General features: G+C 58.9%; 14 protein-coding genes and 1 tRNA gene. 10 read left to right on the forward strand and 5 right to left on the reverse strand.

All coding sequences use genetic code 11. From position 1 onward, the window contains the following. From dxs to xseB, 3 genes are all read right to left on the reverse strand, one after another. The coding region (dxs, locus tag AACR77_RS12860; RefSeq protein WP_042878319.1) for a 1-deoxy-D-xylulose-5-phosphate synthase at window positions 1-1,464 on the reverse strand (1,464 nt) is incomplete at its 3' end. A 21-nt stretch (window positions 1,465-1,485) separates the two neighbouring features. Further along, window positions 1,486-2,376: a (2E,6E)-farnesyl diphosphate synthase gene (gene ispA, locus AACR77_RS12865; protein WP_041215676.1), complete on the reverse strand. Its 891-nt coding sequence runs from the start codon at window positions 2,374-2,376 to the stop codon at window positions 1,486-1,488. Continuing rightward, the gene (gene xseB / locus AACR77_RS12870) at window positions 2,377-2,628 is read right to left on the reverse strand and encodes an exodeoxyribonuclease VII small subunit (protein WP_042878332.1); all 252 of its coding nucleotides are present in this window, start codon (window positions 2,626-2,628) and stop codon (window positions 2,377-2,379) included. A gap of 234 nt (window positions 2,629-2,862) precedes the next feature. Here xseB and pomA point away from each other — a divergent pair, with 234 nt between their 5' ends. The 3 genes from pomA (at window position 2,863) to greA (ending at window position 5,147) form a co-directional block, all read left to right on the forward strand. After that, window positions 2,863-3,621 carry a flagellar motor protein PomA gene (gene pomA, locus AACR77_RS12875; RefSeq protein WP_042878321.1) on the forward strand — a complete coding sequence of 253 codons (759 nt, stop codon included), beginning with the start codon at window positions 2,863-2,865 and terminating at the stop codon, window positions 3,619-3,621. Window positions 3,622-3,631: 10 nt separating this feature from the next. After that, the gene (locus tag AACR77_RS12880; RefSeq protein ID WP_042878323.1) at window positions 3,632-4,525 is read left to right on the forward strand and encodes a flagellar motor protein MotB; all 894 of its coding nucleotides are present in this window, start codon (window positions 3,632-3,634) and stop codon (window positions 4,523-4,525) included. Between the two features lie 145 nt (window positions 4,526-4,670). Further along, window positions 4,671-5,147: a transcription elongation factor GreA gene (gene greA / locus AACR77_RS12885; protein WP_010675378.1), complete on the forward strand. Its 477-nt coding sequence runs from the start codon at window positions 4,671-4,673 to the stop codon at window positions 5,145-5,147. A 47-nt stretch (window positions 5,148-5,194) separates the two neighbouring features. On the opposite strand, the gene AACR77_RS12890 is transcribed toward greA, so the two are convergent. After that, window positions 5,195-5,788 (reverse strand): PilZ domain-containing protein, encoded by a 594-nt coding sequence (locus tag AACR77_RS12890; RefSeq protein WP_042878325.1) that lies wholly within the window; start codon window positions 5,786-5,788, stop codon window positions 5,195-5,197. Window positions 5,789-5,893: 105 nt separating this feature from the next. Further along, window positions 5,894-6,190, reverse strand: coding sequence for a ribosome assembly RNA-binding protein YhbY (yhbY, locus tag AACR77_RS12895; protein ID WP_042878327.1), 297 nt, complete (start codon window positions 6,188-6,190; stop codon window positions 5,894-5,896). 97 nt (window positions 6,191-6,287) lie between these two features. On the opposite strand from yhbY, the gene rlmE reads away from it, so the two are divergent. The 7 genes from rlmE to AACR77_RS12930 all read left to right on the forward strand — a co-directional run bounded on the left by rlmE (window position 6,288) and on the right by AACR77_RS12930 (window position 12,513). Next, window positions 6,288-6,917: a 23S rRNA (uridine(2552)-2'-O)-methyltransferase RlmE gene (gene rlmE / locus AACR77_RS12900; RefSeq protein WP_010675375.1), complete on the forward strand. Its 630-nt coding sequence runs from the start codon at window positions 6,288-6,290 to the stop codon at window positions 6,915-6,917. Window positions 6,918-6,962: 45 nt separating this feature from the next. Beyond that, window positions 6,963-8,915 (forward strand): ATP-dependent zinc metalloprotease FtsH, encoded by a 1,953-nt coding sequence (ftsH, locus tag AACR77_RS12905; RefSeq protein WP_042014472.1) that lies wholly within the window; start codon window positions 6,963-6,965, stop codon window positions 8,913-8,915. Between the two features lie 84 nt (window positions 8,916-8,999). Next, a complete protein-coding gene (folP, locus tag AACR77_RS12910) occupies window positions 9,000-9,845 on the forward strand; it encodes a dihydropteroate synthase (RefSeq protein WP_042878334.1) in 846 nt (281 codons plus the stop codon). 18 nt (window positions 9,846-9,863) lie between these two features. Next, window positions 9,864-11,198, forward strand: a complete 1,335-nt coding sequence (gene glmM, locus AACR77_RS12915; protein ID WP_042014473.1) for a phosphoglucosamine mutase — start codon at window positions 9,864-9,866, stop codon at window positions 11,196-11,198. A 131-nt stretch (window positions 11,199-11,329) separates the two neighbouring features. Beyond that, entirely contained in the window at window positions 11,330-12,094 is a 765-nt protein-coding gene (gene tpiA / locus AACR77_RS12920) for a triose-phosphate isomerase (protein WP_041215672.1), read from the forward strand. Then, window positions 12,095-12,421 (forward strand): preprotein translocase subunit SecG, encoded by a 327-nt coding sequence (secG, locus tag AACR77_RS12925; protein ID WP_042878330.1) that lies wholly within the window; start codon window positions 12,095-12,097, stop codon window positions 12,419-12,421. It abuts the gene before it with no gap. 7 nt (window positions 12,422-12,428) lie between these two features. Then, window positions 12,429-12,513 (forward strand) — tRNA-Leu (locus AACR77_RS12930). Window positions 12,514-12,664: the final 151 nt, after the last annotated feature.

Below are 12,664 nucleotides of genomic sequence, written 5' to 3' on the forward strand. Positions count from 1 at the left end.
CTCGCTCTCGGCCTGGATACCGGTGCCGCTGCCACGGGGGTAGCGCACCGCCGCTGGCCCGTTGCACAGATAGCCGGTGTAGAGCATCTGGCGGCACTCGTTCTCGTCGGACGGGGTCATCACCACCATGTTGGGCACGGTGCGCAGGAAGCTGATGTCGAACGCCCCCTGATGGGTCGGGCCGTCGGCCCCCACCAGACCGGCCCGGTCGATGGCGAACAGCACCGGCAGGTTCTGCAGCGCCACGTCGTGGATCAGCTGGTCATAGGCCCGTTGCAGGAAGCTCGAATAGATGGCGACCACGGGTTTCTGGTCGGCGATGGCGAGACCGGCGGCGAAGGTGACCGCATGTTGCTCGGCGATGGCCACATCGAAGTAGCGATCCGGATATTGCTGGCTGAATTTCACCAGACCGGAGCCTTCGCGCATGGCGGGGGTGATACCGACCACGCGCTCGTCCTTGGCGGCGATATCGCACAGCCACTGACCGAAGATGGCGGAGAAGGTGGGTTTGCCACCGGCGCTCTTGGGCAGGGCACAGTCATCCGGGTTGAATTTGGGGACGGCGTGATAGCCAATGGGATCTTTTTCCGCCGGCTCGTAGCCCTTGCCCTTCTTGGTCTTGACGTGCAGCAGCTGGGGACCCTTGAGATTGCGCATGTTGCGCAGGGTTTCGACCAGGGCGTGGATGTCGTGACCGTCGATGGGGCCGATGTAGTTGAAGCCGAACTCCTCGAACAGAGTGCCCGGTACCACCATGCCCTTGAGGTGCTCCTCGGCCCGCTTGGCGAGCTCCTTGACCGGCGGCAGCCCCGCCAGCACCTTCTTGCCCCCCTCGCGAATGGTGGTGTAGAGCTTGCCGGACATCAGCCTGGCGAGGTGATTGTTCAGGGCCCCCACGTTCTCGGAGATGGACATCTCGTTGTCGTTGAGCACCACCAGCATGTCCTTGTGGACGTCGCCGGCGTGATTGAGGGCCTCGAAGGCCATGCCGGCGGTGATGGCGCCATCACCGATGACCGCGACCACCTTGCGGCCAAGCCCTTCGCTCTCGGCCGCCACCGCCATGCCGAGCGCCGCCCCGATGGAGGTGCTGGAGTGGCCCACGCTGAGCACGTCGTACTCGCTCTCTTCCCGCCAGGGGAAGGGGTGCAGGCCATCTTTCTGACGAATGGTGTGAATGCGCTCCCGTCGTCCGGTCAGGATCTTGTGGGGATAGGCCTGGTGGCCCACGTCCCACACCAGCCGATCGAAGGGGGTGTTGTAGACATAGTGCAGGGCGACCGTCAGCTCGACGGTGCCAAGGCCGGAGGCGAAGTGGCCGCTGGAGCGGCTCACCGAGCGCAGCAGATACTCGCGCAGCTCGTTGCACACCACGGGCAGCCGCTCGAAGGGGAGGGATCGCAAATCGACCGGCGTGTCTGCGAGGGCCAGGTTGGGGAAATCGCTAATATCAACGCTCATATTGTTACTGTTATCCAGCGTTTAGTGGGTTCGCTCGATGATGTAATCGGCAAACGCTTCCAGAATGTCGGTATTGTAGGGCAAGGATTGCAGGGCTGTTAAGGCCTTGTCATGCAGTTCGCGAGCCAGCTCACGGGCATTGTCGAGTCCGAGCAGGGCCGGATAGGTACTCTTTTCCAGCGCCAGATCCGAGCCTTGCGGCTTGCCCAGGGTGGCGGTATCGCCCGTGATGTCGAGGATGTCGTCCTGCACCTGGAAGGCGAGTCCGATGGCGGCGGCATAGGTTTGCAGGGCGGTGAGGGTGGCGGGTTCCACGTCAGCCTTGCACAGGGCGCCGAGGGTCACGGCGCACTCGATGAGGGCCCCGGTCTTGTGGCGGTGCACCTGCTCCAGCTCGGCGAGGCTGATCCGGCGCCCTTCGGCGTCCAGATCCAGTGCCTGACCGCCACACATGCCGAGATAGCCGGACGCGCGGGCCAGGGCACTCAGCATCCGCACCCGGTTGGCCATCAATGTATCGGGCATGGGGTGGTCGGCCAGGATGGAAAACGCCAGGGTCTGCAGGGCATCGCCCGCCAGGATGGCTGTGCCTTCATCGAAGGCCTTGTGTACGGTGGGCTGACCACGACGCAGGTCGTCGTCGTCCATGGCGGGCAAGTCGTCGTGCAGGAGGGAGTATGCGTGAATGCACTCCACGGCGGCGGCGGGGCCATCCAGCAGTTCGCTCTTGACGCCCAGCATCTCGCCAACGGCATAGACCAGGAAGGGGCGCACCCGTTTTCCACCGAGAAGCAGGCCGTATTTCATCGCGTCCCGCAGGCGTGGCGCCATGGCGGGCAGGGCGTCAAGCTGTGCCGAGAGGCAATCGTCGATGCGGCGCCGATGCAGGCGGGAGAAATCGTCCAGGGTCACTCACTCCTCTCCTTGTTCTGCTCGAAAGGGGACCGCTTGCTCGCTGCCATCGACCTGGGTCAGGAGGATCTGGATCTTCTGTTCGGCCTGTTCCAGCTTCTGCTGGCCGGCACGCACCAGATGGATGCCCTGTTCGAATTGTTTGAGTGCCTCCTCGAGGGGGAGCGAGCCCTGTTCGAGTTGATGCACTATGGTTTCCAGCTCTTCCAGGGTGGCATCAAAACTCAGACGGTCGATTTTTTTACTGGCCATGTCCATCCTCGGGGATTGAAAAAAACGGCTCATCTTAACATCGACCGGCCACAGGGGGGAGGCAGAAAAACGCGGCGTCCTCAAACTATCCTGACCCTGGCCGATAAGAACGGGCATGCAACCACGCATTGCCGATCGGCGATTGCGGAGTACCGGGCTTGCTGCCGGGGACGCAATAGCAGAAAATTCAACGCAATATAATTAGACGGCACGTTCGGCGACAGGAGTAGGGATGTGGATTTAGGGAGTCTGATAGGCTTGGTGCTGGGGTTCGGGGTCGTGGTGTACGGCATGTTGCTGGGCGGCCCCATGAGCATGTATGTGGACATGCCATCGGTCTACATCACCATACTGGGGTCCGTGTTCATCTGCATGATGAAATTCAACCTCGGTCAGTTTCTGATGGCCTTCAAGGTCGCGGGCAAGGCCTTCATGTACAAGGGGGACAAGCTCGACGAGCTCATCACCAAGGCGGTGGAACTGGCGGATGCGGCCCGCAAGGGGGGCTTTCTGGCCCTGGAGGCGGCAGAGATCCCCAATACCTTCATGAAGAAGGGCATCGACATGCTGGTGGACGGCCATGACGCGGACGTGGTGCGGGCCGTGATGGAAAAAGACATAGAACTGACGTCCGAGCGCCACGTCATCGCCGTCAAGGTGTTCCGCTCCCTGGGGGATCTCGGTCCGGCCATGGGCATGATCGGTACCCTGGTGGGGTTGGTGGCCATGCTGGCCAACATGAGCGACCCCAAATCCATCGGGCCGGCCATGGCGGTGGCCTTGCTGACGACCCTGTATGGCGCCATCGAAGCCAACATGATTGCCATCCCCATCGCGGACAAGCTGGAACTGCGCAGCGGCGAGGAACAGTTGAGCCGCACCCTGATCCTCGACGCCATCATGGGGATCCAGGATGGACAGAACCCGAGGGTGATCCAGGCCATGTTGCAGAACTACCTGAATCAGTCCAAACGCAACAACGGGACCGAATAGGAGCGCGCAGATGGCAAAGTGCAAGTGCCCGCCTCCCGGATTGCCCGGTTACATGGGAACCTTCGCGGATCTCATGTCCCTGCTGATGTGCTTCTTCGTGCTCTTGCTCTCCTTTGCCGAGATGGATGTGCAGAAGTTCAAGCAGATCGCCGGTTCCATGGAGAAGGCGTTCGGGGTGCAGAACATCCTGGAGGTCAAGGATATCCCCAAGGGAACCTCCGTCATCGCCCAGGAGTTTCGTCCTGGTCGCCCCGAGCCGACGCCTATTGACACCATCATGCAGCAGACCATCGACATGACCCAGACCGAGCTGGATTTCCAGCCTGGGGATGCGGACAAGGCGGGTGGACATGACAAGACCGAAGGCCAGCAGAGCGGTGGCGATACCGCCCAGGAAGCCCAGAAGGCGCAGGAACAGTCCAACACTCTAGCCAAGGCTCTGGCGGAGCAGATGCAGGCCCAGATCCAGGATGGGGCCATCGAGATAGAGGCGCTGGGCCAGCAGATCATCATTCGCATTCGCGAGAAAGCGGCGTTCCCGGCGGGATCCGCCTTCCTGCAACCCCAGTTCTGGCCGGTGATCCGCAAGGTGGCTGCGCTGCTCAAGGATGTGCCGGGGGAGATCACCGTCTCCGGCCACACCGACAATGTGGCCACCGAGGACGAGTTGTTCCAGTCCAACTGGGAGCTTTCATCCCAGCGGGCGGTGGCGGTTGCCCACCAGATGATCAAGGTGCCCGGTTTTGACGGCAATCGTCTGGTGGTGCAAGGGATGGCGGATTCCCAGCCGCTGGTGCCCAACAACAGCCCGGAGAATCGGCGCATGAACCGACGTGTCGAGATCGCCATCATGCAGGGCAAACCGACGGTGTCGGCTCCGCTTGGCGTCTCGGAATCCAAGTAACGCTGGCCCAAAGCGGGATCCCGCTCGCAGGGGCTGACATGGATTTTGTGGCGGCTTCATATTAAGATGCCCCATCCGAACCGACAGCTGCGGCTCTCTTTTGATTGCCGCAGCTTCTCTTTATAAAGCAACCCAGGTTTCGACTATGAATCATACTCCGATGACTGTTCGCGGCGCTGAAAAGCTGCGTCAAGAGCTCGATTATCTCAAGACCGAGCTGCGTCCCCAGATTATCGAAGCGATTGCTGATGCCCGTGAACATGGCGATCTGAAAGAAAATGCCGAATACCATGCCGCCCGCGAGCAGCAGGGTTTCTGTGAAGGCCGCATTCAGGAAATCGAAGGCAAGCTCTCCAATGCCCAGATTATCGATGTCACCAAGATTGCCAACAATGGTCGCGTCATCTTCGGCGCAACCGTGACCCTGCTCAAAAGTGAAACGGAAGAGGAAGTGGTCTACCGCATCGTGGGAGACGACGAGGCGGACATCAAGCAGAACATGATCTCCGTGAACTCCCCCATTGCCCGCGCCCTGATCGGCAAGGAAGTGGATGACGTTGCCATCGTCAAGACGCCGGGTGGCGATGTGGAGTATGAGATCCTGGAAGTTGCCTATCTCTGATTGAACGGCGGGGAAAGAGACAGGGGAGCCGGGCTCCCCTGTTGTCTTTAGTCACCCTGATAGGCCTGGACGAAGGCGTCCTGGTGGCGCTGGAAGAGCCAGTCCCGCAATTGTTCCTGATCCTCCTTGCCCAGTCGGAACTGGACGGCCCAGTCATGGCGATGTGGATTGGCATCCACGTGCCTGATGAGGGTGCCTGTCATGGCCAGGGGAGGGAGATCCTCGATGCGAAGGTATCCGCCAAGTGGATCTCCTTTGGCAAAGGAGTCCGGCAAGCCGGCCACGATGAGACCGCCAAGGGAGAGGTTGTATACCTCGTACTCCGCGTCTTCGGTGCAGAGCACGGCCTTTTCGTCGAGTCGCCAGGCGCGCAGATGGGGCGAACCCAGCTCGGTAATGGTCGGCGCGGCGATGCGCAGCTCGGTGTGGCCCTCCTCTGCCTGGGTGCAGTGGAGCGGGAAACGCAATTGGTAGCCGGCGATGCGGGCTTCGAGTGTCAGAGGCTTGGCTCGCTGCAACAGGCTTTGGAGAGGAAGGGGCAGGGTGCCGCGCAGGTATTGGCTGGTGGCAATGTCTTCATCGTTTCCCAGGTCCCGCAGCATGGCCAGTTCTTCATCGGTGAGGAGCTGATGCTTGTCCATAGTGGGTGTCCGCGACTATTCATCGCAGGTTAAGGGCCTGACCACTATTTTGGCAAGCGACTTGGGAAGAAGGGAAATGAAGGAAAGAGCGAATGCTCTTTCCTGTTACTTGCGCGGCAACTGGATCTTGGGCTCTTTGGCCTGACGGTAGATGGTCAGTACATGGCCCATGCTCTGTACCTTGATGGCGCCGGTCTCGCGAACGATGGCATCCATCACCAGCTGTTTCATCTCACGATCTTCAGACACAACCTTAACCTTGATCAGCTCGTGGTGGTTCAGGGCCAGATCGATCTCGGCCAGCACCCCTTCGGTCAGACCGTGTTGTCCCAGCAGGACGACCGGCTTCAGACTGTGGGCCAGGCCCTTGAGATACTGTTTCTGTTTATTGTTGAGAATCATGGCAATTTCTTCATAAGTCAGGGTTGAAAGGGGCGTATTCTACCCCCACTTAGCCCTTAATACTAATAACCCTTGTGGTTTTTTAAAGTCGACAATCATGACCCAGAAAAAACGTTCCCCCAGTTCAACCCGCTGGTTAAAAGAACATTTCGACGACCAATACGTCAAGAAAGCCCAGAAGTTGGGACTGCGCTCTCGCGCCGTTTTCAAGATCGATGAGATCCAGGGCAAAGACCGGCTGCTCAAGCCGGGGATGACGGTAGTGGACCTGGGGGCTGCGCCCGGTGGCTGGTCCCAATTTGCCATCGACCAGGTCGGTGACAAGGGGCGCGTCATTGCGTGCGATATTTTGCCGATGGATTCCATTGCCGGTGTCGATTTCCTGCAAGGGGACTTTCGGGAGGAAACTGTACTCGGCGCCTTGCTGGAGCGAGTCGGCCCCGACAAGGTGGATGTCGTCATGTCGGACATGGCGCCCAACATGAGCGGCACCCAGCAGGTGGATCAGGCCCGTGCCATGTACCTGGTGGAACTGGCGCTGGACATGTGCAATCAGGTCCTTAGCAGTAATGGCAGTTTTGTAGTCAAGGTGTTCCAGGGGGAGGGGTTTGATGCCTATCTCAATGAAATACGTAGACTTTTCTCTGTCGTCAAGATTCGAAAACCAGACTCGTCCCGTGCCCGTTCACGAGAAGTCTACATTGTGGCTACCGGTTTTAAACTGTAGTACCCTAACCCTCATCGTTAACTGTCAGTCTGCGAGGTCATTGATTTGAGTGACATGGCGAAAAACCTAATCCTGTGGCTGGTCATCGCCGTCGTGCTGATGTCGGTGTTCAATAGCTTCAGCCCCAGCGATACCACCAGTCGCCAGCTGGACTATTCCAGCTTCGTGAAAGAAGTGACCCAGGAGCAGATCCGTGAAGTGCGGATGGATGGCAAGGTCATCAATGGCGTCAAGCGCACCGGTGAACGTTTCACCACCATCATTCCTGCGCCGGATCCCCAACTGCTCAACGACATGCTCAACCATAACGTCAAAGTGATGGGTGAGAAGCCGGAAGAACCGTCCCTGATCACGTCCATCTTCATCTCCTGGTTCCCGATGCTGTTGCTGATCGGTGTCTGGGTCTTCTTCATGCGTCAGATGCAGGGCGGCGGCGGCAAGGGTGCCATGTCGTTCGGCAAGAGCAAGGCTCGCCTGATGAGCGAAGATCAGATCAAGACTACCTTTGCCGACGTAGCCGGTTGTGACGAGGCAAAGGAAGAGGTCAAGGAGCTGGTCGACTATCTGCGTGACCCGACCAAATTCCAGAAGCTGGGTGGCAAGATCCCGACCGGCGTCCTGTTGGTAGGTCCTCCCGGTACCGGTAAGACCCTGCTGGCCAAAGCCATTGCAGGCGAGGCCAAGGTGCCGTTCTTCACCATTTCAGGTTCGGACTTCGTGGAAATGTTCGTGGGTGTCGGTGCCTCCCGGGTGCGTGACATGTTCGAACAGGCCAAGAAATCCTCCCCCTGCATCATCTTCATTGATGAGATCGATGCGGTCGGTCGCCAGCGTGGCGCCGGTCTGGGTGGTGGTCACGACGAACGTGAGCAGACCCTGAACCAGATGCTGGTTGAAATGGATGGTTTTGAAGGCAATGAAGGCATCATCGTCATCGCCGCCACCAACCGTCCCGACGTACTGGATCCTGCTCTGCTGCGTCCAGGTCGTTTCGACCGCCAGGTCGTGGTCGGCTTGCCGGATGTTCGCGGTCGTGAGCAGATCCTGAAAGTGCACATGCGCAAGGTACCGCTGGCGGATGACGTCAATCCGGCGCTGATTGCCCGTGGTACCCCTGGTTTCTCCGGTGCCGATCTGGCCAACCTGGTGAACGAGGCTGCCCTCTTCTCTGCTCGCGAGAGCCGCCGAGTGGTCTCCATGCTGGAGTTCGAAAAGGCGAAGGACAAGATCATGATGGGGGCGGAACGTCGCTCCATGGTGATGAAAGAGTCCGAGAAGGAGATGACGGCCTATCATGAAGCGGGTCACGCCATCATTGGTCGCGTGGTGCCGGATCATGACCCTGTCTACAAGGTCTCCATCATTCCGCGCGGCCGTGCCCTGGGGGTGACCATGTACCTGCCGGAACAGGACCGCTGGAGCCACTCCAAGCAGCATCTGGAGTCCATGATCTCCAGCCTGTATGGCGGTCGTCTGGCGGAAGAGCTGATCTACGGTGCCGAGAAGGTATCGACCGGTGCATCCAACGACATCGAACGTGCCACCGACATCGCCCGCAAGATGGTGACCCAGTGGGGCATGTCCGAGCGTCTCGGCCCCATGCTTTACGCAGAAGAGGACGGTGAAGTCTTCCTCGGCCGCAGCATGGCCAAGGCCAAGCACATGTCTGACGATACCGCCCGCATCATCGATGCAGAGGTCAAGCAGGTCATCGATCGCAACTACGATCGTGCCAAGCAGATCCTGCTGGACAATATGGATGTACTGCACACCATGAAAGATGCATTGATGAAGTACGAGACCATCGATGCCAAGCAGATCGATGATCTGATGGCGCGTCGCGAAGTCCGTGCTCCCAGCAACTGGCATGATGAGCATGGTGACACCCCGCAAGGTGGTGCCAGCGTGAACAACGGGCCGGAGGGCAAGGCGCCGGCTGAAGAGGGCAATGCACCTCTGAGCGACATCGACAAGGCGAACGATGTCCCGGCCAAATAAGTTGCCATGATACAAACCCCGGGCTTGCCCGGGGTTTTTCTTTGCACGAAGCGTTTGCCGCTCTTGTTGGAGGTAGTTGAAGCAATGCAGTTAATCAGCAAGGGACGTACCCTTTCTCTCGACCGTCCCCATGTCATGGGCATTCTCAATGTGACGCCGGACTCCTTTTCAGATGGTGGCCGCTTCAAACAGATCGACCTAGCGTTGGGTCATGCCCGCGACATGGTGGCCGATGGGGCCACCCTTATCGATATTGGTGGCGAGTCGACCCGCCCGGGCGCCCCCGACGTCAGCGAGCAGGAGGAGCTGGACAGGGTCATCCCCGTGGTGGAGCGCATGGTCGCCGAGCTGGATGTGATGATCTCCCTCGATACCTCCAAGGCGATTGTCATGCGGGAGGGTTGTGCTGCTGGTGGTCACCTCATCAATGATGTCCGCGCCCTGCAAGAGCCGGGAGCGCTGGGCGCGGCGGCCGAGGCTGGCGTACCGGTATGCCTCATGCACATGCAGGGGCAGCCCCGTACCATGCAGGTGGAGCCGCGCTATGACGATCTGGTGGGGGAGGTGAGAGCCTTCTTTGACGAGCGGATTGCCGCTTGTGTGGGGGCCGGTATCCCGCGTGAGCATCTGGTACTGGATCCAGGCTATGGCTTTGGCAAGACGCTGGCGCACAACTATCAGCTGCTGGCCCAGCAGGCGTCACTGCTCGATTACCAACTTCCGCTCTTGGTGGGCATGTCACGAAAGTCTATGATAGGCAACCTGCTTGACCGCCCGGTAGCCGAGCGGTTGGCTGGTAGTCTGGCCTGTGCCCTGATCGGGTTGCAACATGGCGCCAGGATCATCCGGGTGCACGACGTGCGGGCCACCATGGATGTCTTGCGTACAGGCTGGATGACCATGACGGGACAAGATTTCATATCCAAATAGAAAAACGAGAAACAGACAATGACCAGAAAGTACTTCGGCACCGACGGTGTGCGCGGCAAGGTGGGTGAATACCCGATCACCCCGGATTTCGTCATGAAACTGGGCTGGGCCGCCGGCAAGGTGCTCTCCAAGAAAGGGACCAAGAAGGTGCTGATCGGCAAGGATACCCGTATCTCCGGTTACATGCTGGAGTCGGCACTGGAGGCGGGGCTCTCCGCCGCCGGTCTCAAGGCCATACTGATGGGACCCATGCCCACCCCGGCAGTTGCCTACCTGACTCGCACCTTCCGTGCCGAAGCCGGCATCGTCATCAGTGCATCCCACAACCCCTATTACGACAACGGCATCAAGTTCTTCTCCGCCGACGGCACCAAGCTGCCCGATGATGTCGAGCTGGCCATCGAAGCCGAGCTCGACAACGAACTCAAGTGTGTAGAGTCCGCGGAGCTTGGCAAGGCGCAGCGCATCGATGATGCGGCTGGTCGCTACATCGAATTCTGCAAGAGCACCTTCCCCTCCAATCTGAGCCTGGAAGGGCTGAAAATGGTGGTGGATTGCGGTCATGGTGCCACCTACCATATCGCCCCTTCCGTCTTCCGCGAGCTGGGTGCCGAAGTCATCGCCATCGGCTGCAGCCCGGATGGGCTCAACATCAATGACGGTGTCGGTTCCACCGCACCGGAGGCGCTGGCCGCCAAGGTCCAGGAATGCAAGGCAGATCTCGGCGTTGCCTTCGACGGTGACGGCGACCGTCTGGTGATGGTGGACAGCACTGGTTACATCATCGACGGGGATGAGATCCTCTACATCATCGCCCGGGATGCCCTGCGCCATGGCCGTCTCAAGGGCGGTGTGGTGGGCACCCTGATGGCCAACATGGGGCTGGAGCTGGCGCTTCAGACCCTGGGCATCCCCTTTGCCCGTGCCAAGGTGGGTGACCGCTACGTGCTTGAAATGATGAACGAGAAGGGCTGGCGCATCGGGGGCGAAAACTCCGGTCACATCATCTGCCTGGATCAGACCACCACGGGGGATGGTATCGTCGCCGCCCTGCAGGTGCTGACGGCCATGCGCAGTGCCGAGATGCCGCTGGCCAAATTGCGTTCGGGCATGAGCAAGTTCCCGCAAGTGCTGGTCAATGTGCGCTTCGCCGAAGGCAAGGATCCGCTGACCTCCAGTGCCGTTCAGCAGGAAGTGGCGGCAGTGGAGCTGGAACTGGCCGGCCGTGGCCGGGTGCTGTTGCGCAAATCCGGCACCGAGCCCCTGATCCGGGTCATGGTCGAAGGTGAACACGAACAGCAGGTGCGCGATATGGCAGAGCGCATCGCCAAACAGGTCGAATCGGCGTTTTAATGAACAACCAAGGCGGCTTTTTAGTCGCCTTGGTTGTATCTTGTTCAAACGATTCGAAAATTTGAAAATAGCACTTGTCAGCTGAGCATCCTCTGGATATTATCAGCCCCGCTTTCGCAAGGGAGTTGCCGATGGGACATCGCAAGCCGTTTGTAGCAGCCAACTGGAAGTTACACGGTAGTAGGTCGCAGTTAGAGCAGTTTACGAGTCAGTGCACAGAACGCATTGATGAAGACGTAGATGTGGTCTTGTGTCCATCCCATGTGCATATCGGTTTCACGGCCGAACTGCTCGGTGAGCAGGGAAGAGTGAAGCTGGGGGCTCAGAACGTGAGTCAGCACAGACAGGGCGCTTATACGGGTGAAATCTCGTGTGAGATGCTGGTCGAGGCAGGTTGCCGATATGTACTTGTTGGCCACTCCGAGCGCAGGCGTCTCTTTGGTGAGACCAGTTTTATCGTCGCAGAGAAGTTTGCGGCAGTCAGAGCAGCAGGTCTGATACCCATACTTTGTCTGGGTGAGTCAGGAGCAGCGAGGCAGGCAAGAAGAACCTTCGAGGTGATTGCCGAGGAACTGGATATCGTCATAGAGAAAAATGGCGCGATGGCTTTCGATAATGCTATCATCGCCTACGAGCCAATCTGGGCTGTAGGTACAGGTAAATGCGCCACACCCGAGCAGGCACAAGAGGTTCATTCCTTTATTCGCAGTCGCTTGGCGGAGGATACTCCGGTAATAGGTGAGAAAGTCAGAATCATCTATGGTGGGAGCGTGACACCGGCCAATGCACAAGATTTGTTTGCGCAGCCCGATATTGATGGCGGTCTGATAGGCAGGGCAAGTCTTGATGGCGAGGCGTTTTTAGGAATAGTTGAAGCGGCAAAGGGTGCAAGTTAAATGTACGAGATTCTTTTGGTCGTTTATCTGCTGGTATCGCTGGCTCTGATTGGTCTGGTGATGATTCAGCAAGGTAAAGGGGCTGATATGGGCGCCTCCTTCGGCGCAGGGGCATCGAACACAGTGTTCGGCTCCGGTGGTTCAGGCAGCTTCCTGACCCGCACAACAGCGATTTTGGCTACTCTGTTTTTCTTGATTAGTCTGGTTCTGGGTTCCATGTCCAGCAACAAGGTCAAGCAGGGTAGTGAATGGGAAAATCTGCAACAGACTCAACAAGTTGAGCAGAGCAAATCGCCAGTGAAGAAAGATACTGACGTTCCCGAATAAGAGTTTTGCCGTGGTGGTGGAATTGGTAGACACGCTATCTTGAGGGGGTAGTGCTCTAGGGTGTGCGGGTTCGAGTCCCGCCCACGGCACCAATTAAGCAGTGAACCCGGGTAACCGGGATGTTATAGCCGCTGAGTCTTGTCTCACGAGAGCGAAGTGGCTATAATCTCGCACGATTTCGGACGCGGGGTGGAGCAGCATGGTAGCTCGTCGGGCTCATAACCCGAAGGTCGTCGGTTCAAA

It is taken from the genome of Aeromonas sp. ZOR0002 (assembly GCF_963866995.1).
Taxonomy (GTDB): domain Bacteria; phylum Pseudomonadota; class Gammaproteobacteria; order Enterobacterales; family Aeromonadaceae; genus Aeromonas; species Aeromonas caviae.

Coding starts and splice junctions, on each gene's coding strand:
- xseB (WP_042878332.1), bottom strand. CDS start 2,628: ATGGCCAGTAAAAAAATCGACCGTCTGAGTTTTGATGCCACCCTGGAA.
- AACR77_RS12880 (WP_042878323.1), top strand. CDS start 3,632: ATGGCAAAGTGCAAGTGCCCGCCTCCCGGATTGCCCGGTTACATGGGA.
- greA (WP_010675378.1), top strand. CDS start 4,671: ATGAATCATACTCCGATGACTGTTCGCGGCGCTGAAAAGCTGCGTCAA.
- AACR77_RS12890 (WP_042878325.1), bottom strand. CDS start 5,788: ATGGACAAGCATCAGCTCCTCACCGATGAAGAACTGGCCATGCTGCGG.
- yhbY (WP_042878327.1), bottom strand. CDS start 6,190: ATGATTCTCAACAATAAACAGAAACAGTATCTCAAGGGCCTGGCCCAC.
- rlmE (WP_010675375.1), top strand. CDS start 6,288: ATGACCCAGAAAAAACGTTCCCCCAGTTCAACCCGCTGGTTAAAAGAA.
- folP (WP_042878334.1), top strand. CDS start 9,000: ATGCAGTTAATCAGCAAGGGACGTACCCTTTCTCTCGACCGTCCCCAT.
- glmM (WP_042014473.1), top strand. CDS start 9,864: ATGACCAGAAAGTACTTCGGCACCGACGGTGTGCGCGGCAAGGTGGGT.
- tpiA (WP_041215672.1), top strand. CDS start 11,330: ATGGGACATCGCAAGCCGTTTGTAGCAGCCAACTGGAAGTTACACGGT.
- secG (WP_042878330.1), top strand. CDS start 12,095: ATGTACGAGATTCTTTTGGTCGTTTATCTGCTGGTATCGCTGGCTCTG.